18 protein-coding genes are annotated in these 19,246 nt (G+C 69.3%); 10 read left to right on the forward strand and 8 right to left on the reverse strand.

Annotated features, from left to right (window positions below; all coding sequences use genetic code 11):
- The first annotated feature begins 8 nt into the window (after positions 1 to 8).
- From B0293_RS33485 to B0293_RS33495, 3 genes are all read left to right on the forward strand, one after another.
- The gene (locus tag B0293_RS33485; protein ID WP_005157981.1) at positions 9 to 881 is read left to right on the forward strand and encodes an AraC family transcriptional regulator; all 873 of its coding nucleotides are present in this window, start codon (positions 9 to 11) and stop codon (positions 879 to 881) included.
- Positions 882 to 1,040: 159 nt separating this feature from the next.
- Positions 1,041 to 3,221, forward strand: coding sequence for an RICIN domain-containing protein (locus tag B0293_RS33490; RefSeq protein ID WP_005157978.1), 2,181 nt, complete (start codon positions 1,041 to 1,043; stop codon positions 3,219 to 3,221).
- A gap of 164 nt (positions 3,222 to 3,385) precedes the next feature.
- Positions 3,386 to 4,051, forward strand: coding sequence for an FG-GAP repeat domain-containing protein (locus B0293_RS33495; RefSeq protein WP_005157972.1), 666 nt, complete (start codon positions 3,386 to 3,388; stop codon positions 4,049 to 4,051).
- A 383-nt stretch (positions 4,052 to 4,434) separates the two neighbouring features.
- Here B0293_RS33495 and B0293_RS33500 read toward each other — a convergent pair whose 3' ends face one another.
- The 4 genes from B0293_RS33500 to B0293_RS33515 form a co-directional block, all read right to left on the reverse strand.
- On the reverse strand, positions 4,435 to 4,731 hold the full coding sequence (locus B0293_RS33500; protein ID WP_005157969.1) for a DUF1540 domain-containing protein: 297 nt from the start codon (positions 4,729 to 4,731) through the stop codon (positions 4,435 to 4,437).
- A gap of 84 nt (positions 4,732 to 4,815) precedes the next feature.
- Entirely contained in the window at positions 4,816 to 5,772 is a 957-nt protein-coding gene (locus B0293_RS33505; protein ID WP_005157967.1) for an alpha/beta hydrolase, read from the reverse strand.
- 46 nt (positions 5,773 to 5,818) lie between these two features.
- Positions 5,819 to 6,724, reverse strand: coding sequence for a PDR/VanB family oxidoreductase (locus B0293_RS33510; RefSeq protein ID WP_005157965.1), 906 nt, complete (start codon positions 6,722 to 6,724; stop codon positions 5,819 to 5,821).
- 13 nt (positions 6,725 to 6,737) lie between these two features.
- A complete protein-coding gene (locus B0293_RS33515) occupies positions 6,738 to 7,379 on the reverse strand; it encodes an MSMEG_1061 family FMN-dependent PPOX-type flavoprotein (protein ID WP_005157963.1) in 642 nt (213 codons plus the stop codon).
- A gap of 68 nt (positions 7,380 to 7,447) precedes the next feature.
- Here B0293_RS33515 and B0293_RS33520 point away from each other — a divergent pair, with 68 nt between their 5' ends.
- Positions 7,448 to 8,080 carry a TetR/AcrR family transcriptional regulator gene (locus B0293_RS33520; protein ID WP_005157961.1) on the forward strand — a complete coding sequence of 211 codons (633 nt, stop codon included), beginning with the start codon at positions 7,448 to 7,450 and terminating at the stop codon, positions 8,078 to 8,080.
- A gap of 41 nt (positions 8,081 to 8,121) precedes the next feature.
- Positions 8,122 to 8,355, forward strand: coding sequence for a hypothetical protein (locus B0293_RS33525; protein ID WP_245191953.1), 234 nt, complete (start codon positions 8,122 to 8,124; stop codon positions 8,353 to 8,355).
- Here the strand turns inward: B0293_RS33525 and B0293_RS33530 are convergent.
- The gene (locus tag B0293_RS33530; protein ID WP_005157956.1) at positions 8,336 to 9,151 is read right to left on the reverse strand and encodes an oxidoreductase; all 816 of its coding nucleotides are present in this window, start codon (positions 9,149 to 9,151) and stop codon (positions 8,336 to 8,338) included. The two genes, B0293_RS33525 and B0293_RS33530, sit on opposite strands and share 20 nt — an antisense overlap.
- Positions 9,152 to 9,295: 144 nt before the next feature.
- Between B0293_RS33530 and B0293_RS33535 the strand changes: the two genes are divergently transcribed.
- A complete protein-coding gene (locus B0293_RS33535) occupies positions 9,296 to 9,979 on the forward strand; it encodes a helix-turn-helix domain-containing protein (protein ID WP_005157954.1) in 684 nt (227 codons plus the stop codon).
- An 82-nt stretch (positions 9,980 to 10,061) separates the two neighbouring features.
- Complete coding sequence (locus tag B0293_RS33540; RefSeq protein ID WP_005157952.1) at positions 10,062 to 11,621, forward strand: outer membrane protein assembly factor BamB family protein; 1,560 nt, start codon at positions 10,062 to 10,064, stop codon at positions 11,619 to 11,621.
- Positions 11,622 to 11,786: 165 nt separating this feature from the next.
- Here the strand turns inward: B0293_RS33540 and B0293_RS33545 are convergent, their stop codons facing one another.
- The gene (locus B0293_RS33545) at positions 11,787 to 12,608 is read right to left on the reverse strand and encodes a peptidoglycan-binding domain-containing protein (RefSeq protein ID WP_005157944.1); all 822 of its coding nucleotides are present in this window, start codon (positions 12,606 to 12,608) and stop codon (positions 11,787 to 11,789) included.
- Positions 12,609 to 12,838: 230 nt separating this feature from the next.
- Between B0293_RS33545 and B0293_RS33550 the strand changes: the two genes are divergently transcribed.
- From B0293_RS33550 to B0293_RS33560, 3 genes are all read left to right on the forward strand, one after another.
- Positions 12,839 to 13,633: an NBR1-Ig-like domain-containing protein gene (locus B0293_RS33550; RefSeq protein WP_245191952.1), complete on the forward strand. Its 795-nt coding sequence runs from the start codon at positions 12,839 to 12,841 to the stop codon at positions 13,631 to 13,633.
- A 113-nt stretch (positions 13,634 to 13,746) separates the two neighbouring features.
- Positions 13,747 to 14,316: a YbhB/YbcL family Raf kinase inhibitor-like protein gene (locus B0293_RS33555; protein ID WP_245191951.1), complete on the forward strand. Its 570-nt coding sequence runs from the start codon at positions 13,747 to 13,749 to the stop codon at positions 14,314 to 14,316.
- 83 nt (positions 14,317 to 14,399) lie between these two features.
- Positions 14,400 to 17,525: a BTAD domain-containing putative transcriptional regulator gene (locus B0293_RS33560; protein WP_005157934.1), complete on the forward strand. Its 3,126-nt coding sequence runs from the start codon at positions 14,400 to 14,402 to the stop codon at positions 17,523 to 17,525.
- On the opposite strand, the gene B0293_RS33565 is transcribed toward B0293_RS33560, so the two are convergent.
- Entirely contained in the window at positions 17,509 to 18,297 is a 789-nt protein-coding gene (locus tag B0293_RS33565; protein ID WP_005157931.1) for an ABC transporter permease, read from the reverse strand. The two genes, B0293_RS33560 and B0293_RS33565, sit on opposite strands and share 17 nt — an antisense overlap.
- Positions 18,297 to 19,232, reverse strand: a complete 936-nt coding sequence (locus tag B0293_RS33570) for a daunorubicin resistance protein DrrA family ABC transporter ATP-binding protein (protein ID WP_005157928.1) — start codon at positions 19,230 to 19,232, stop codon at positions 18,297 to 18,299. Before B0293_RS33570 ends, B0293_RS33565 begins: the two co-directional genes overlap by 1 nt.
- Positions 19,233 to 19,246 lie beyond the last annotated feature (14 nt).

The raw sequence follows: 19,246 nt of genomic DNA on the forward strand, positions 1-19,246 counted from the left end.
ATGCGGGGATGGGTTACCGGACCTGGATGCGGTACTTCACGCCGTCCGACGTGCACCGACGGCTGGGTCTGGTGTGCCTCGGGGTCGGGCTCCAGCACGGTGCCCTGCCCGTCGTCGGGCCGCGCGTGCTCGATCACTACGTGGCCGTCGTGGTGTCCAAGGGACGCGGCTGGTTCGCCGTGGCGGGCGGGGAACGGCAGGAGGTCGTCGCCCCCGCCCTGCTGTGGCTCGTCCCCGGGGTCGGGCACCACTACGCGCCCGACCCCGGGCAAGGCTGGGAAGAGTGCTTCGTCGACTTCGACGGCAGTGCCGTGGACGCCTACGTCGAACTCGGCTACGTCACGCCCGGGACGCCGGTGGTGCCGCTGGGCGACGTCGAGGTCGTCCGCGACATCGTGAGCCGGATCGTGCGCTGTGCGCGCGGCGGCAGCCCGCTGGCCCAGGTCGACGCCTCGGCGGCCGTGCACCACCTGCTGGTGGCGTTGCGGCGAGCGGGCGCCGACAGCGGCGGGTCTCTGCTGGCGGCGCTGGCGCGGGACGCGCTGCTGCCGATCAGCGTCGCCGAGATCGCGGCCCGCCGGGGCATGACCCTGCCCGAACTCCGCGCCGCCGTGCGCCGGAGCACCGAATCGGGGCTGAAGGACCATCTGCTGACGCTGCGCCTCAACCGCGCGAAGGAACTCCTGGCCACCACTCGGATGCCGGTGCAGGAGGTGGCGCAGGCGATCGGCTACGAGGACGCCGCCTACTTCAGCAGGCTCTTCACCCGCCGGGTCGGGGTCTCCCCCGGGCGCTTCCGCGAGTCACGCGTCCAAGCCGTCCCCGGCGGCTGGAGCTCGCGGATCCCGCCTCCCGACGACCCGCCGCTGGTGCCCGACTGATCCCTTGGACTTCCGTAGCGGACCGCTTGGACTTTCCGCGCACAAAGTGCATGAACAACGCTTGAAGTTGAGCGAACGCGTTGACTTACGCGCAGTAACGTTCATAACATCGGCGACCGCCCCGCCAACTGTGGTGCGGGTCACCCTTGGGAGAGAGTCATGCGGACCCTGCCTCTTCTCGGCGCCGCGGCGTTGGCCGTGGCGGCGACCACGGTGGTACCGGTGTCGTCCGACGCCGCGCCGCCGGACGCGACGTACACCATCACGGTCGACGCCAAGAAGTCGTTCAGCCCGACCACCGACACCCCGGCGAGTAGCTATGTCGACAAGGACGGCACGTTCTACTTCCAGCAGGCGGCCGCGCTCTACGGCGCCGACCAGCCGCGCGAGTGGGACTTCTACAGCGGACGCGATTTCGACAGCTTCACCAAGAACCCGATCAGCAAGGCGGTGAACCCGGCCAACTCCGCCGACCGCAACGACGACACGACCTGGCGCTGCAACAACAGCCCCACCGGCAAGGAATCCACGAATCCGCCGGCCGGTTCGGGCTACTCGCAGCGGAACTTCTGCGACCTCGTCGGCACCTGGGTCGATCCGGACACCGGCGACTGGTACGGCCTGATCCACAACGAGTTCACGCCCGAGCCATTCGGCGCGTACTCGTTCTCGCACTACGACGCGATCGACATGGCGGTGTCGAAGGACCAGGGCAAGACCTGGGCCATCAAGGACCACGCGATCACTTCGCCCTACAGCACGAAACGCGGCGACACGGCGGCGTTCCCGCATCAGACGTTCGACTACGGCGACGGCGACCCGCGCCTGTTCGTCGACACCGCCTCCGGGTACTTCTACGTCTACTACGGTTCGCGCATCGTGCCGAAGGCCGGTGCAGGCGGCCCGATGACCGGGCTGGCGCACGTCGCCCGCTCGCCGATCTCGGCCAAGATGGCGACCGGTTCGTGGCAGAAGTGGTTCGACGGCGGCTGGTCCCAGCCCGGCGTCGGCGGCCGCGAGAGCAACATGGTCCCGGTGGCCGCCACGGGCGACACCGGCTACACGCCCGTCGCGGACGACTACGACCCGGCCAACACCGGCAACGTCAGCCAGCAGATCGCCGCGGGGCAGCTGCCGCGCAAATCCGATCTGTTCATCATGAACATCGCCTACAACGCGCATCTCGGGCTCTACATCGGCGCGCCGGAGGCCGTGGACAGCGTCGTCCCCCAGCGGTATTACGCGACCGACGATCTGACGACGCAGAAATGGCGGCTGATCGGCGACACCGGGAGCTACACCAACCAGTCCTGGTACCGCTGGTTCGTCGACGCCGCGAACAAGACGAACTCGACCATCATCGGCAAGCAGTTCCGGTCGTACTGCGCGGTGGCGTGTTCCGGCGGCGCGGGCGGCGAGTACACCACGCAGACCATCACCTCGTCCACTCCCGCACCGTCTCCTGTGGACACTTCCCGCAAGTACCGCATCGGCCTCGGTGACGGCCGGGTTCTCGCGCAGGGCACCGGAAGCGCGACGACGTCCGTCGCGAGCACGACCGGCTCCGACCGTGAGGCGTGGCAGTTCTCCTCCGACGGCGACGGCTCGTACCGCGTCACCAACGCCGCGACGGGCCAGGCTCTCGGCGTCGACGCCGTACAGGCGGGCCGCGCGTGGGGCGCGAAGCCGACCGTGTCTTCTTCCACCACGGTCGGGCAGCAGTGGTTCGTCATCCCGTCCACAGTGGACAAGGGAACCTTCCGGCTGGTGAACCGGTACAGCGGACTCGTGCTCGGCCTGTCCGGCAAGACGTCACGCCTCGCGGAGACCACACCGCTGCGTTCCTGGACCGACAGCACCGGGAACGCCGTCGGCGGCGGGCGAACCGCGGCCGAGCAAACCCTGAAGTTCACCGACGCGGGCGCGGGCGCTCTCGAGGGCGTCCACACCCTGGCCGCGTCCGGCAAGAACCTCGACGACCCGGACTCGTCGACGTCGACCGGCACGCCGTTGGTCACCTGGGCGCCGAACCAGGGCGCGAACCAGAAGTGGCTGTTCACCAAGCAGTCCGACGGTTCCTACACCCTGACCAACACGCATTCGAAGCTGTGCGCCGACGTCGAGGGCGGAGCGACCGGCGCGGGCGCGCGGGTCATCCAGTGGACGTGCACCGGCGGCCCCAACCAGCGCTGGACCGCGGCGAAACAGCCTGACGGGACCTACAAGATCACCAGTGTCCGCTCGGGCCTGCTCCTGACGACGGCGTCCACTTCGGACGGTGCCGCCGTGACGCAACGGGCCGACACCGGCTCCGCACTTCAGTTGTGGGCGATCAAGTAGTCCGCTTTTTCCTCGAGCGGCCCGCCCCTCGTTCGGGTGGCGGGCCGCACGGTTGCTTATGTGTGGCCCATCACACTCTCGATGCACGTCCATGATCCGCAACCGTCTCCCCTAGTGAGAGCACATTCGGTGAAAAGCTCACCGAAGCGTGGAGGGAGAGCACCATGAAGCACACTCGCATCATCCGCACCGCCACCATCACCGGCGTCGCCGCCGCACTGAGCCTCGGGGCCATCGTCCCCGCGCTGGCCGCCCCGGCAGGCGACCCCGTCACCACCGTCGCGGACCTCGATGGTGACGGCGAGCTCGAAACCGTCACCGCGCAGCTGACCGGCGACAACGACCAGGTCATCTCCGCGACCGTGAACGGGACGTTCACCTCGATCCACCTCGGCGCCGACAGCTCCGTGCCGCTCGAGGCCCCGCGCGTCACCGACCTCAACGGCGACGGCCGCGCCGAACTCATCGTCACCCAGTCGGTGGGCGCCAACACCACCTTCTTCACCGCGCTGCACTACGACGGCCGCAACCTCAGCCAGGTCGTCGACAACGACAGCAAGCCGCTGTCGGTCGCCGAAGGCGGTGGCGTCGCCGCCCACCTGGGCTACCAGTGCACTCCGCTCCAGGGCGGCGGCCGCACCTTCGAAACCGTCGCCGCCGAAGCCGACGACATCAGCGCCGACCCGCTGACCTACAGCGGCACGCGCACCGTCTACACCCTGCGGGACGGCGCGCTGACGACGCAGAGCACCGTCGCGATCGACCACCGGCCGGTGACCGACCCGGCGCTGAGCACCGATGCCGCCAGCTGCGACCAGGCCGGCAGCTGACCGCGCGGCCGCTCTGGTCCGCCCTAGGCCCCAAGTTCGTGAAGGCCTCCTTCACTACCTTCAGGGTAGGCAAGGAGGCCTTCACGGACAGGGCGATCACCTCGTTCACCACGGCAGCAACAGTCACAACGGATGCGCGTGAAGGCCCCCTTCCCTCGGCTGAGTCGAGGGAAGGGGGCCTTCACGCGCTAGTCGCAGCGGCCCCGTCAGGGGCAAACGTTGCGAAAGCCACTTTCGCAACGTTGAAGGTTGCGAACGCCACTTTCGCAACCCACCTCTCGCGCCAGGTTCGAGCTCGGTCCGTGAAGGCCTCCTTGAGGGACTCTGGGTCCCTCAAGGAGGCCTTCACGGACTTACGAAAATCGACGGCCAGTAGCTGATGCCTACTTGGAGTAGGTCAGGCAATTCGCGGCGTGGTCACCTTCACCCGGTCCGACGCGGACACTCGAAGCGGTGCATTCCAAAGCGGAATTGTGCCGGCAATCGGTCCGAGAGCAGGCGCCCACCTGCGCGGTCACCCGATCGAGTCCGCCTTTGGTGTTGAGCGGGACGAACGTTCCGCAATCGGCCGATCCGTTGCCGCCGCCCACCGTGATGGCGAAAGCGTGACAGCCGTCGTGGTTGTAGGAACAACCGCTGACCGTGCATTCGTGGACAGCGGGCATTTCCGTGGTGGTCATAACGACTCCTGTACTTCGTGGTGGTGGTGTCGTTCGGTATGACCAGGGTTACACCGCGCTCGGCACGCGGCAATTCGGGGAAATTCATTCACGTCCGGCGAGCAGTCGTTCCAGCCACGATTCCCGTGCGGCGAGGCACGATCGGGCGACGGCGGATTCCGGTGCGATGTCGTAGAAACCGTGAAAGGCACCGCCCCAGACGTGCAGTTCCGCCTGTCCTCCGGCGGCCCAGATCGCGCTCGCGTAAGCCACGGCCTCGTCCCGGAACACCTCGACAGCGCCGACGTCGATGAACGTCGGCGGCAATCCACTGAGGTCGGTCGCGCGTGCCGGGGCCGCGTACGGCGAGACGTCCGGCGTGCCCCGCCGCTCCCCCAGCACCATCGTCCACGCCGTCAGATTGCTGGTGCGATCCCAGACGCCCACGCCGTCGTACTCCCGCGCCGACACGGTGTCGTTGCGGTCGTCGATCATCGGGCATTGGAGCATTTGCCCGAACAGCGCCGGCCCGCCCCGGTCCCGCGCCATCAGCGTGACCCCCGCGGCGAGGCCTCCGCCGCCGCTCCCACCGAAGATGACCAGCCGGTCCGGATCGAATCCCAGCTCGTCCGCGTGCGCGGCCATCCACTCCAGACCGGCGTAACAGTCCTCCACAGGCACCGGATGCGGATGCTCCGGCGCGCGGCGGAATTCGACGGTGACCGCGACAGCGTCGTACTTCATCGCCCACTCGACCAGCGGATACGCCGACGCGAACCGGTCGGCCATCACCATTCCGCCACCGTGGACGTGATAGATCCCCGGCCCGCCGCCGCGATGGTCCTCGCGCGCGATGACCGAGACCACGACCTCCGCGCCGCCGTACCCGGGGATCGTGTGATCGGTCCAGGTGACCGGGCGATCGCCGATCTGCTCTTCGATGGACGGGAACTTCATCGCCCGGTAGCGCTCCAACTGCTCCGCCGTCATGCCGACCGGGACATGTCCCGCCAGCGCGGGCAGCACGGCGGCGAGTTCGGGATCGTATGCGGGCTCGACCATCGCGCGAGCCTAGCCACCGGTCGCCGACAACTCGTATACGACGGGGTCAGAGGTCGAGGTCGAGCCGCGAAGACGCACGCGAGACACAGCAGTACATGCGCCCGGGCGCCGCGCCGATGTCGTCGCGATGCTCGGGTTCGCCACCGACGACGCCGATCTCGCAGCTGCCGCATACGCCTTCCCGGCAACCGGACTGGACCGGGAAACCCGCGTGGCGCAAGGCATCCAAGAGGGACTCTTCCGCGGCGACGGCCACCGTCCGTCCTGATCGGACACAGTTCACCTCGAAAGGCTCATTGGGCGCGAATTCCTTGGCCACCGGCTGGAAACGCTCAAGGTGCAGGCCCTGCGCGGGAAACGCCGCCTCGGCCGCGTCGAGCATCGAAGCGGGACCACAGCAGTAAACCAGCGCCTGCGGACCGAGTCCGGCCGCCAGTGCGGCGAAATCGGGCCTGCCGTGTTCGTCGGTGGCGTGGACGCGCACCCGGTCGCCGTGGGTGGCCCGGAGTTCGGCGGCGAACGGCATGGCGGCCAGAGACCTGCCGACGTACACCAACCTGGCCGAAGCACCCGACGCGACCGCGGCCGCCAGCATCGGCATCATCGGCGTGATCCCGATCCCGCCCGCGAGGAACAGGTACTCCGGCGCGGACAGCAAGGGAAAGTTGTTGCGCGGCAAGGAGACTTCAAGGCTTCGGCCCGCGCGCAGGAACAGGTGGATGTACTCCGATCCGCCTCGGCTGAGCCTGTCGTGCCGGACGGCGACCCGGTAGCTGCCGCGATCGGCCGGGTCCCCGCACAGCGAATACTGCCTGGTCAGCCAGTTCGGCAACGCCAGATCGATGTGCGCGCCCGGCTCCCAGGGGGCCAGCGGGCCCTCGGCGCCGCGCAGGACGAGGGAGACGGTGCCCTCGGCGACCGGTTCGACACGGTCGAGAATGGTCTGCTGCATCAACGAAATCCCCTCAGTACAGCTGCCGGTAGCTGGTTTCGAGCATGTCCTCCAGCACCGACGGATCGAGGTCGAGGCCCATCTGCTCGGTGGCGATCTCGCCCGCGGACGGCAGTTCGTCCGCCAGCGCCTGGCTCGCCGGATCCCAGAGCCGGGACCGGACCAGCGCGCGCCCGCAGTGGAAGAACGTCTCGGCGACCTCCACGATGATCGCCAGTTCCGCCTCCTTGCCTTCGGTGCGCATCCGGGCGAGGACGTCCGGCTCGTCGGTGGGATACGCGTGACCGTTGACCCGGAACACCTCCCGCATGCCGGGGACCACGAACATCAGCCCGATCCCGTCGTTCTCGGCGAGGTTGCGGAACGAGTCGGCGAGTTTGTTGCCGGGCCGGTCGGGGATGGCGAGGGTGCGCTCGTCGAGCACCTTGACGAAGCCCGGGTAGTCGCCGCGCGGCGAGCAGTCGGGCAGGCCGGTCGCGTCCGCCGTCGCCATCGCCACGAACGGCGAATGGGCGATGAACCGGTGGCCGTGCCTGTCGACGCGGTCGTGGACCTTGGCCTTGATCATCGCCTCCGGCTCCCCGAGCCGGGCGCGGACCTCCTCGTACGAGAGCCGGCGCGGACGCGTCTCATTGGCGAGATAACTGCTGGTCATGACACAATTATGAGCAATTGTTCAGCCTGACCGCTACTCGCTTTCAGGCCGCTTCACTCAGGAGTGCCATGACGTCGGACCAGCGCCGCATCCAGCCACGTAAACAGCCGCGTCAGGTCCGGGCCGAGCTGACCCGGCAGCGCATCCTCACCGCCGCTGCTCACATTTTCGCCGAGTACGGGTACGCCGCGGGGACGACGAACCGGATCGCCGAACGGGCCCACGTCTCGATCGGTTCGCTGTACCAGTACTACCCGAACAAGGACGCGATCCTGGCCGAACTGCTGACCCGTCACCTCGACGGCGATCGGGGCACCGCGACGCTCCGCCGATACAAAGAGGGCCGATACAAGGAGTCGCCCGAACCGCTGGAGACCATCATCAGGGACTTCGTGCGCACGGTGATCGACAACCACCTCGACGATCCGCAGCTGCTGCGGATCATGATCGAGCAGGCGCCGCGCTCCGGCGAAATACTGGAGCGGGTCACCCGGGTGAAGTGGGAGATGATCGACGACCTGCTCGATCTGCTCAACGCTCATCCCGAAGTCCGTGTCCAGGACAAGGACACCGCTGCCCGGCTCGTCACGTCGACCGTGGAGCTGACCGTGCACCAGCTCATCGCCGCGCCCGACTCCATCGACCTCACGCGGCTCGAGAACGAACTCGTGGCGATGATCACCGGATACCTCCGCGCCTGATTTTTTGGGGTTGACCAGGCGCTGAGCGGGTACCCACCAGTGTGATCGGAGCAGAGAACAGGATGCGCGGCCTCGCCGCTCGCTGGCAGCGGCGAGGCGGCACGCTCGCGTTGGCCTGGACGTTGATCACCCTCGGCCTGGTCGCCATGCTGTGGGTGTCGGATTTCCGGGCGTGGCCGGTGTATCTGACAGCGGCGCCGGGTGCCGTCGTCTCGGTTCTGCTGTGGATCGGCGTCGCGCGCGCCCGCCGCCGGCCTAGTTCGTCGAGCGAGTAGCGAGTTCGTCGAACTCGCGGTCCGGCAGTGTCCTGTTGAGTTCGAGCAGTTTCTCGGCGAGGTGGCCGACGGCGTATCGCGTTTCCGGGCGATCGGACTCGATGGCACGGCGGATGGCGTCCACGACCACACTGGGATCGGAGCCGTCACTGAGTCCCGTTTCCCCCTGCCGCGCCATGGCTTCCGCCATCGCCCCGTACGCGCCGCCGCCGGAGATCTCCCGCAGCTGCGCGGACGTCCGGTCTTCGAACTCGGTCTTGATGATGCCCGGCTGGATGATCACGACGTCGATGCCGAACGGCCGGACCTCCATGCGAAGCGTGTCGGAGAACGCTTCGAGCGCGTGCTTCGACGCGTAGTACCAAGCGCCGAGCGGCAAGGCGATCTCGCCGCCGATCGACGAGACGTTGACGATCGTGCCGGACCGCCGCGCCCGCATGGCGGGCAGGACGAGCTGGACCAGCCGCGCCGGCGCGAGAAGGTTGACTTCGAGCTGGTCGCGCGCGCTGTCGAGCGGGACGTCCTCGATGGCGCCGTGCAGGACGGTCCCGGCGTTGTTGACCAGGACGTCGATCCGCTGCTGCTCGTCGAGAACGGTGCCGACCGCGCGACGGAGATCGCCCTCGTCCCGGGCGTCCATCTTCAGCGGACGACCGCCCGCCTCGCGAAGGTCGTCCATCTTCTCCACGCGCCTCGCGGCGCCGTAGACCGTGTGTCCGGCGCTCAGCAGCTCCAGCGCGGTGGCGTGGCCGATCCCCGACGAAGCGCCGGTGACCAGGCAGACCTTGGTCGTCATTCCGTGTGCACCTCCCGATCTCTTCGCCGTCCACGAAACACCGGATTTCCCTACGCGGCAACGCAGATTCGCGGTAAGTCCAGGTGAAAGGCATACAATCGATGCAATGACCATGGAGCTGAATGCACCGGGACTGGAGGACGGGTGCCGGGAAACCGCCTGACCCACGACGAGCGCAGGCAGATCGCCTCGGGCTTGACGGCGGGGCTCGCCTACGCCGAGATCGCCCGCCGGATGGACCGCCCGAAATCGACGATCATCCGCGAGGTGGCGCGCAATGGCGGTGCCCACGGTTACCGGGCGGGCCAGGCTCAGCAGGCGACGCACTGGCGGGCACGTCGCCGCAAACCCGGTCCGCCGCCCGTCGCCGAACCCGTCGAGCGCACCCCGGAGGCGCTGCGGGACTTCGAGACCGAGTTCGCCGAGATGATGGCCGCGACCGGGGTCCCGGCGATGATGGCCAGGGTGCTGGCCTGTCTGTTCACCGGGGACACCGGCGGCAGTACCGCCGCCGAACTCGTCGCCAGACTGGAGGTCAGCCCCGCGTCGGTGTCCAAGGCCGTCGCCTGGCTCGGGCAACGCGGCCTGATCGGCCGCGAACGCGAGGGCAGGCGGCAGCGGTACGTCATAGACGACCAGTTCGGTTACCGGGCCTGGCAGGCCAGTCTCGAAGCGATGACAGCGTGGGCGGACGTCACCCGGCGGGGCGCCGGGCTGGTCGACGGCCCGGCGAGCGCCCGGCTGGACGCCACCAGCCGGTTCTTCCGGCATCTGCACAAGGACATGAGCGAGGCGGCCGAACACTGGCGGCGAACGAGCCTGCGGTGACGTCATTTCGACGGTCTCCCGGCGATTCCGGCCATGCCAGGATCCGGCGGCAGGAGCAGGCGGAGGTCGAGGGGCGGAACTCATGGGAGCGGTGGTCGCGGCACTCGCCGCGGGCTGCGCGGTACTGGCGGTGTTCCTCCCCGGCGGGGCGGTCCGTCCGGACCGGCCGGATCTCGAAGTGGCGCTGGCCGCCGCGGCGTCGGTACTCGCGGCCCTGCTGACGTTCGGGAAGTCCACCGGGGCGAAGGTTTCCGCGCCGGTCTGCGCGCTCGGCGCCACCGGCTGGGCGATCTACTGCCTGAGCACGGACCTCGGCAGCGGCACCCCGGGGAGTTCGACGGCGGTGCTCGCGGTCGCCGCCGTCGTCACACTGGTGGTGGCGGGCCTCCCGCGACCGGTCCGCTGGTGGTTCGCGGTCCCGCTCGTGGCGGTGCTCGCCGCGGGAACGGTGACCGCGGTGACGACCGTGCCCGGGCTGGCCGTGCGGTCCGCGACCGCCACGGCCGTCACGGCGCCGCCGCTCGCCGATCGGGTGATGGCCGCGCCGTGGAGCTGGACTCCAACCTCACCGGTCCTCGACGTGGTCGCGGCCGGCGCCGGGGTGGCGGTCGCCGGGACCGGCGGCGAGGTCACCGCGCTCGACGGGCCGACGGGCACGGTGCGCTGGACCTACGCCCGCCCCGGCGCCCACGTCCGCGCGCTCGTCCCCACTCCGGACGGGCTTCTGCTGCTGGCCGTCTTCGCGCCCGGCGACGGCGGGAAAGGCCGTAATCACCTCACGGTGCTCGACGCGATCACCGGCGTTCCCGTCCAGGAGACGGTGATCGACGACGTGCACGGCCTCGATCTGCTGGCGCCGACCTCCACCGTGCTGCCGTCGCTCACCTACCTGGGGAACAACGACTTCCGCGTCGACGCGCTCGACCTGCGTGCCGGAAGCCCGCTGTGGTCGTGGAAAGCGCCCGAAGGGTGCGTTTCCCCGTTCGCGCTTCCCGCGAGCGGCCGTGACGTGGTGCTGGCGCCGTTGCTGTGCCAGGACCGGCTCAGCGTGCTCGGCCTGGACGAACGCACCGGCGAGCCGCGCTGGGAACACCGGCTGCCGGTGTCCCGGCCGTCGGACGAGAAGGCCGACTACTACCTGAACTCCTCTCCCGGCGGCGGCAAGGTTTCCCTGTCGCTGCGGTACTCGGGCCTGGCGAGCGGACAGAACACCGACGTCGTGCTCGACGCCGCCACCGGCACCTTTCTGTCCACAATGGACCCCAAGGCGCCGTCGCGGATCACGCTCGGCCCGGTGACCGTCTCCGAACGCGACGAGAACGGGAAGACCACCGCGGCCACCTTGGACGGCGGGGTGGCCGTCGACCTCGCCGCCTGCCCGGACCGGCGGGCGCAGGCCACCACGCCGACGGCGTACCTGCGCCTGTGCGGCTCGCCCGGCGGCGGGATGGCGGTGCACCGGCAGGAAATCGACGGCTCCCCCGCGTCCACCCTCCCGGTCTCGTGGCCGCCACCCGGCGACCTGATCGGCGGCCTGCTCTCCGGCTCCGGCCGCCACGCGCTCATCCCGGCGCCCGGCGCGCTGGTGGCCGCCCGGGCCGGTGACGCCGCGGTCGTCGGGTTTCCGGCGGCCCGTCCGTGAAGGCCTCCTGTCTGCCGTGTCGCCGACTGTGTGGATTTTGGTGCGTTGGACGAGCAAAAATCCACACAGTCCCGCGTGACCGGTCCGGTCGCGAAGCGCCAGGGCGACGACTTCACGGAGAAGGGCGGGCGGCCGAAGCCGCCCGCCCGTCCTTCACGGATCGCGTCATCCGCGCTTGAACTCTTCGAAGGTCACCTTCTTCACCTGCGGGCCGTCGTCCTTGGCGTGGCTCGCCAGGCCGTTGAGCCCCTTGAAGTAGTCACCGGCCTGGGCCTGCGCCTGCGGCGACATGTCGGTGTCGCTGATCGCGATGCCGTGGATGTGCTCGGCCCAGTCGCCCTGGCTCGGGGTGCGGTGCCACGCGGCGAACCCGACCTCACGCAGAGCCTTCACCGCGGCGGTCTTGTTCGAGATGTTGTTCACCGAGATGTCGACGGCGCCGCCGCCGTCGTGCGTGCCACCCGAGGCGCCGACACCGCCGGCGTTGTACGAGCCCTGGGTGATGGTGAACTTGACCCCGGCCTTCTTCTCCGCGGCCGCGATCATGTCGGCGGTGCGCTTGTTCACCGTCTTGCCGTCCAGGCTGGTCTTCGACCCGACGCTGATCGGCGCGGTCACGGTGTAGCGGCCCTTGCCCAGTTCGGTCAGCGAACCCTTGCCCGGCAGCCCGGTGGCGGCCAGGCCGCTGTGCCCCAGCGACTTCTGGTACTTCTCGTACGCCTTGACCGTCGAGGTGCCGAAGTGGCCGTCGACCTGCTTCTTGTCGAGCAGGTTCTTCGCCGCCAGTGCCTCTTCGACGACCTTGACGCTCGGGCCGGAGCCCGGCGTGATCGCCTGGTCGGCCTTGTACGGATCCCACATGGCCGCCTTGATCACGGCCTCCATGTTGACCGACGGCGCGGCCACCGCGGGCTGCCCCGCCGTCACCCCCATGAGCGCGGCTCCGGTCAGAGCGGTGAACGTCGCGGCCGTTGCCACCTTGCGCATGACTGCTCCTTCACTCGGTGCTGCTCCCTGTGAACAGCTCGTGACCGACATTGCCCTGGACGAGGGGTCGTCCGGAACCGCCTGTACGGAACGTCTGACGTCAAAAACCGCAGGTTGACAGCGTTTGACAGCGCTGGAGCCGGGGCGATCCCGCTGGTCGGCACGGCGATCGGGACGAAGTTCGCGATATAGTCACCTGGCCGCGCAGAGTGACGAAAATCGTTGTCACGTTGGACACGAACGCGAGGGGAAGCGTGCCGGGAGCGCAAGCGGGAGAACGGACGCCGGAGCTCGAAGCGTTCATGGACGAGCTGCGGAAGCTACGGACGCGGGCCGGGGAGCCCTCCTTCCGGAAGATGGCCGCCAAGTCGGGCGCGGTGTCCCACGCGACCCTGCACCTCACCGTCACCGGCAGGCGGCTCCAGCCGTGGGAGACGGTCCGGGAGTTCGTCCGCGCCTGCGACGGTGACGAGGAGGAGTGGCACGCCCGATGGCAGGGCGTCCAGCTCGTGCTCTCCGCCGACCGGCAGCCGGAACCCGCGCCCGCCCGATCGCGGTGGCGGTCCAAGCGGGTCCTGGTGCCGCTGGCCCTCGTGCTGGTCGCCGCGATCGCCGCCGTCGTGGTCGTCCTCCTGCCCGGTGACGAGAGCTCGCCCGAACCGCCGCATCCCGGCGACTCGAGCAAGTTCATCGCCGACGTGACCATTCCCGACGACACCGTGGTCAAACCGGGCACGCAGTTCGTGAAGGTCTGGGAACTCCAGAACACCGGCACCGTCGAGTGGAAGAAGCGGTACCTTCGCCGCACCGACCTCCCGGTCGCGCCCGGTGCCTGCCGCACCCCGGACCGGATCCCGGTCAACGACACCGCGCCGCAGGGAAACGTGCAGGTGACGGTCACCGTGGGCACACCGCCGACCGCCCCGGCCGCCTGCAAGGTGTTCTGGAAGATGGTCGACGAACAGGACCGGGAACTGTTCCCCGGCAACAGGCCGATCTACTTCTCGGTCCTCGTGCGCCCCTGAATCACCCGGCGAAAACACCTCGTTCGGCCGGAAAAGTGCGCTAGCCGCCTGATTCCCGGCTGCCTACGCTGAATCCCGCGCAAGAAAATCACCAAATTCCTCGGGAGTCTCCCATGAGAACAACGAGAATCGTGTTCTGCGCCTTGTTCGCCCTCGGCGCCGCGTGCCTTTCCCCCGCGGCCTCGGCGGCCCCGAACGCGTTCACCCTGTCCAGCACCGCTTTCGCCAACGGCGGTCTCATGCCCAAGGTCCACGAGTGCACCAGCGGCGGCGGGCAGGACCCGGCCAAGAAGAACGAGTCGCCGCCGCTGGCCTGGTCGGGTGCTCCCGCCGCGGCCAAGAGCTACGCGATCGTCATGCGCGACCTCGACAACAACAACCTCATCCACTGGGTCATCTACGACATCCCGGCGACCGCGGCCTCGCTCCCCCAGAACGTCCAGCACGTCTACCAGCCTCCCGTTCCCGCCGGCTCCCGGCAGGTCTACTACCGCGGGAGCGCGAGCCTCTTCGGCTACCAGGGACCGTGCTCGCCCTCGACGGTGAACACCTACGAGTTCGTCGTGCACGCCCTCAACCGGGCGTCGCTCACCAATCTGAACTCCAATTCGTCCACCCAGACGGCAGCCAGGGCGATCACCGCGGCCTCGATCGGCACGGCGAGGATCACCGGCGAGTCGTAGCTCGGTGACATCGCCGGGATACGCAGAGCCAACCCACGTCCGCGGCGGAAGGTCCGCTGATCATCCGTGGCAAAATCGTCCCAATGCAGATCGGGATGCTGGGCTCCTTCGAGGTTCGCACGGATGACGGTGGCCTCGCCGACGTCCCGGGCGCCCGGCTGCGGGGGCTGCTGATCGCCCTCGCGCTCGAACCGGGCCGTGTGGTCCCGAAGGCGACGCTCGTCGACTGGATCTGGGGCGAACAGCCGCCCGCTGACGCGACGAACGCCTTGCAGCGCTTGGTTTCCCGGCTGCGGAAGGTGCTGCCGGAAGGGGCCGTCGAGGGGCAGCCGGACGGCTACCGGCTGAAAATCGCGCCCGAGGACGTCGATGCCGTGCGGTTCGAACGCCTCGTCGGCCAGGCCCGCGGCGACGAGGAGCCGAAACGGTTGCGTGAGGCCCTCGCCCTGTGGCGCGGCGCGGCCATGCAGGACGTCGGTCTTCAGGACAGCGAAGCGTTCGACGCGGCGGTCACCCGGCTCGAAGGGCTTCGCCTGACGGCGCTGGAAGACCGGTTCGACGCGGAACTCGACCTCGGCCACGGCGCGAACCTGGTCACCGAACTGACCGATCTGGCGGCCGCGCATCCGCTCCGGGAGCGGATCGTCGCCGCGCAGATGCGGGCCCTCGCGGCGACGGGGCGCGACACCGAAGCGCTGCTCGTGTACCAGCGCACGCGGGAAGCCCTCGCCGACGCGCTGGGCGTCGATCCCTCGCCGGAGCTGTCCGCGGTGCACGTCGCGCTGCTGCGCGGCGAACTGGGACGGCGGGAGGAGAACCGCAAGACCAACGTACGCGCCGAGCTGACCAGTTTCGTCGGCAAGGACGCCGACGTCGCCAAGGTCCGCGACCTCGTCGCCGAGCACCGGCTCACCACGCTGATCGGGCCTGGCGGCTCCGGAAAGACCAGGCTGGCCACGGAAACCGCGCGCACCCTGCTCGGCGATCTGCCGGACGGCGCGTGGCTGGTGGAACTCGCGGCCATCGGCCCGGACGGAGACGTCGCCCAGGCGACGCTGGCCGGGCTCGGCCTGCGGGACTCGCTGCTCGGGGATTCACCGAACGCCGAACCCGTCGACCGGATCATCGCCTCCATCCGCGACCGTGAAGTCCTGCTGATCCTCGACAACTGCGAGCACGTGATCGAGGCGGCCGCGGCCTTCGCGCACCGGGTCCTCGGGGAATGCCGTCGTCTCCGGATCCTGGCGACGAGCCGGGAACCGCTCGGCATCACCGGCGAGGCGTTGTGGCAGGTCGTGCCGCTGGCCCTGCCGGATCCGCACGCCGCTCCCGGCGAGATCGAATCCTCCCCCGCCGTCCTGCTGCTGCGGGACAGGGCGAGCGCGGTGCGCAAGGATTTCGTGGCCGACGAGGCGACGCTGTCCACGATGGCGCGTGTGTGCCGGGTGCTGGACGGGATGCCGCTGGCGATCGAACTCGCCGCGGCCCGGCTGCGCACCATGTCCATCGACCAGCTCGCCAACCGGCTCGACGACCGGTTCCGCCTGCTGACCGGCGGCAGCCGGACCGCGCTGCCGCGGCACCGCACGTTGCGCGCCATGGTCGACTGGAGCTGGGAACTGCTGAGCGACGCCGAACGGACGGTCCTGTGCCGCCTCTCGGTGTTCTCGGGCGGGGCGAGCCTGGAAGCGGCCGAGCACGTCTGCGTGAGCGAAGACGTCGAGCAGTACGAGGTGCTCGAACTGCTCACCGCGCTGACCGAGAAGTCGCTGCTGGTCGCCGCGGGCGACGAAGCCCCGCGCTACCGGATGCTAGGCACGATCAAGGAGTACGCCGAACTCCGGCTCGCCGAAGCGGGCGAAGCGGCGCTGGCGCGCGACGCGCATCTCTCCTATTTCATCGAGCTCGCCGAGGCCGCGGAACCGATGCTCCGCCAGGCCGAGCAACTGGAATGGCTCGCGAAGCTCAACGCCGACCACGACAACATCACTTCCGCGATGCGCGGCGCGCTCGCGGCGGCCGAGGCACCGGCGGCGATGCGGCTCGCGGCGGCCTGCGGCTGGTACTGGTGGCTCAGCGGGCACCGCACGGAAGGGATGGAGCTGGTCAGCGCGGCCGTCGAAGTCCCGGGTGAGACGCCCGACGAGGTCGCGGCCGTGGTGTACGGGCTCGTCTCGCTGTTCGTCAGTTCCGGTTTCGCCGACGAGAACACCGCGGCGAAGTGGATCCACGAGTCGTACCGGCTCAGCCAGAGCGGCGCGAAGCACCACCCGCTGTTCGGGCTCGTCGCCGCGCTGCAGCGCATGCTGACCGGGGCGGAACCGGCGGCCGCGTGGGAGCCGGTGCTGGAGGACGAGAACCCCTGGGTGCGCGCACTGGCCCGGCTGCACCTCGGCAAGCTCCGGATCACCCTCGGCCAACCCGGCCGGGAGGCGGACACGTATCTCGAACAGTCGCTCACCGAGTTCCGCGCCCTCGGCGAACGGTTCGGGATCTCGTTCGCCCTGACCGAACTGGCGGACCGGATCGCCACTCGCGGCGAGTTCGCGACCGCGTGCGAGTACTACGGACAGGCGATCACGGTGGTGACCGAGGTCGGTTCCGTCGAGGACCTCATCCGGCTGCAGTCACGGCAGGCCCAGCTGTACTGGCTGATGGGCGACGAGGAAGCCAGCGCGGCCGCCGCGGCCGAAGCGCGGCGGTGCGCCGAACAGGTCACTTGGCCGGGCGCGCTGGGCATGCTGGCCCTCGCCCGCGCGGAACTCGCGCACTGGCGCGGCGAAACCGAAGAAGCCGCCGGGGAACTCGACATCGCGATGAGCGTGATGGGCGACGAAGCGGAACTGGGACACGTCCGCGCCATCGCCCACGACCTGCTGGGCTATTTCGCGGACGACCTCGACAAGGCGAGGGAACACCGGAAAGCGGCTTGGGAAGCGGCGGCCGAGGTGCGGCATGTGCCCCTGATCGCCCACATGATCGTCGGGATCGCGGACTTCGCCCTGCGCAACGACGACCCGGAGCAGGCCGCGCGGCTGCTCGCGGCGGCCGACGAGCTGCGCGGGCTGCCGGACCGGTCACGTCCGGACGTGGCGCGGATCGAGGAGACAGTGCTGCGCCGCCTCGGCGAAACGAAGTTCGCGGAGGCGGCGCGAGAGGGCACTGCCGCGGATTGGACCAAGCTGGTCGAGGTCACGCTCGCTTCTTGAACGTCGAGGACGCCCACAGGTAGCCGACCAGCGCGATCCCGGCGCACCAGCCGAGGGCGGGGAACACGTCGCTCGCGGCCGGTGCCCCGTTGAGAAGCCCGCGCAGGGTCTCGATGATCGGGGTGAAGGGCTGGTACTGCGCGAATTCCCGGAGTCCCGGTCCCATCTTCTCGGCGGGCACGATCGCGCTGCTGAAGAACGGCAGCATGACCAGCGGCACGGAAGCCATGCCCGCGGTCTCCGGGGACTTCGCCGCCAGGCCCAGCGCGATCGTGAGCCAGCCCGCCGCGAATCCGAGCAGGACGACCATCCCCACGACGCCGAGCCAGTCGAGGAAACCCGCCGACGGCGAGAAACCCAGCAGGAAGGCCACGCCGGTGAGCGCCGCGATGGCGATCAGGTTGGTCAGCAGGCTGGCGACGACGTGCCCGGTCAGCACCGCGCCGCGGGAGACGTCCATGACCTTGAAGCGGTTGATGATGCCCTTCGTCATGTCGGAGTTCACCGCGGTCGCGGTGGCCCCGAGGCCGTAGCAGACGGCGAGCAGCATCAGGCCCGGCGTCGCGTAGTCGATGTAGTCGACGCCGACGCTGAACGCGTCGCCGAACACATAGACGAACATCAGCATCATCACGACCGGCATCAGGATCGCGTTGAACACCGAGGTCGGATTCCGGGTCAGGTGCTTGAAGTTGCGGCGCAGCATCACCAGCGAAGGCGACTTGGCGCGCGCGGTCGTCGTGGTCTGGATGGTCATGGTCCTGGTGGTCATCACTTCACGGCCTCTGTGTCGTGGCCCGTCAGGGCGAGGAAAACGTCGTCGAGATCAGGGGTGTGGACGGAGAACTCTTCGGCGCCGAGCGAACGCTCGTCGAGCCGGTCGAGCAGCTCCCGCAGGGATTTCGTCCCGCCGTCGCTGGGGACCCGCAGCGCGAGCGCCTCGTCGTCCCGGGTGGCGCCGGGGAAGATCCCCGCCGCCGCGTCGAGTTCGGCGACGGTGGTGAACCGGAGCCGGACGTGCGTGCCGGGCATCCGGCGCTTGAGTTCGTCGGGGGTTCCGGTGGCGACCAGCCGACCCTGGTCGAGGACCGCGATCCGGTCGGCGAGCTGGTCGGCTTCCTCGAGGTACTGGGTGGTGAGGAAGATGGTCACGCCGTCCGCCACCAGCTCGCGGATGAGGGACCACATCGTGCGACGGCTGCGCGGGTCCAGGCCGGTGGTCGGCTCGTCGAGGAAGATGATCCGCGGATCGCCGACGAGCGTCATCGCCAGGTCCAGCTTCCGGCGCATGCCGCCGGAGTAGGTCGAGGCCGGCTTCTTCGCCGATTCCACCAGGTCGAAACGCTCCAGCAGATCGCTCACGACCCGCTTGCCGCCGACGGCGCCCCGGTTCAGGTCCACCATCAGCTGGAGGTTCTCCTGCCCGGTCAGCAGTTCGTCCACCGCCGCGAACTGGCCGGTGACCCCGATCGCCGCGCGGACCGCCTTGGCGTCGGTCGCGAGGTCGTGGCCCGCCACCTTGGCCGTACCGCCGTCCGCCGTCATCAGGGTGGTCAGCAGGTTCACCGTCGTCGTCTTGCCCGCTCCGTTCGGGCCGAGCAGGGAGAAGATGGTGCCCGCGGGGACGTCCAGGTCGATTCCGTCGAGCACGACCTTGTCGCCGAAGGCCTTTCGCAGTCCGGAGACCGCAATCGCTGTGTCGTTCATGGGAGCCACTCTGG

The organism is Amycolatopsis azurea DSM 43854 (genome assembly GCF_001995215.1).
Classification (GTDB): domain Bacteria; phylum Actinomycetota; class Actinomycetes; order Mycobacteriales; family Pseudonocardiaceae; genus Amycolatopsis; species Amycolatopsis azurea.

Excerpts from the sequence above, each read along its gene's own strand:
- B0293_RS33545 (WP_005157944.1), bottom strand. The coding sequence starts at position 12,608 with ATGCGCAAGGTGGCAACGGCCGCGACGTTCACCGCTCTGACCGGAGCC.
- B0293_RS33485 (WP_005157981.1), top strand. The coding sequence starts at position 9 with ATGGGTTACCGGACCTGGATGCGGTACTTCACGCCGTCCGACGTGCAC.
- B0293_RS33530 (WP_005157956.1), bottom strand. The coding sequence starts at position 9,151 with ATGACGACCAAGGTCTGCCTGGTCACCGGCGCTTCGTCGGGGATCGGC.
- B0293_RS33560 (WP_005157934.1), top strand. The coding sequence starts at position 14,400 with ATGCAGATCGGGATGCTGGGCTCCTTCGAGGTTCGCACGGATGACGGT.
- B0293_RS33495 (WP_005157972.1), top strand. The coding sequence starts at position 3,386 with ATGAAGCACACTCGCATCATCCGCACCGCCACCATCACCGGCGTCGCC.
- B0293_RS33565 (WP_005157931.1), bottom strand. The coding sequence starts at position 18,297 with ATGACCACCAGGACCATGACCATCCAGACCACGACGACCGCGCGCGCC.
- B0293_RS33515 (WP_005157963.1), bottom strand. The coding sequence starts at position 7,379 with ATGACCAGCAGTTATCTCGCCAATGAGACGCGTCCGCGCCGGCTCTCG.
- B0293_RS33510 (WP_005157965.1), bottom strand. The coding sequence starts at position 6,724 with ATGCAGCAGACCATTCTCGACCGTGTCGAACCGGTCGCCGAGGGCACC.
- B0293_RS33520 (WP_005157961.1), top strand. The coding sequence starts at position 7,448 with ATGACGTCGGACCAGCGCCGCATCCAGCCACGTAAACAGCCGCGTCAG.
- B0293_RS33555 (WP_245191951.1), top strand. The coding sequence starts at position 13,747 with ATGAGAACAACGAGAATCGTGTTCTGCGCCTTGTTCGCCCTCGGCGCC.
- B0293_RS33500 (WP_005157969.1), bottom strand. The coding sequence starts at position 4,731 with ATGACCACCACGGAAATGCCCGCTGTCCACGAATGCACGGTCAGCGGT.
- B0293_RS33505 (WP_005157967.1), bottom strand. The coding sequence starts at position 5,772 with ATGGTCGAGCCCGCATACGATCCCGAACTCGCCGCCGTGCTGCCCGCG.
- B0293_RS33540 (WP_005157952.1), top strand. The coding sequence starts at position 10,062 with ATGGGAGCGGTGGTCGCGGCACTCGCCGCGGGCTGCGCGGTACTGGCG.
- B0293_RS33490 (WP_005157978.1), top strand. The coding sequence starts at position 1,041 with ATGCGGACCCTGCCTCTTCTCGGCGCCGCGGCGTTGGCCGTGGCGGCG.
- B0293_RS33570 (WP_005157928.1), bottom strand. The coding sequence starts at position 19,232 with ATGAACGACACAGCGATTGCGGTCTCCGGACTGCGAAAGGCCTTCGGC.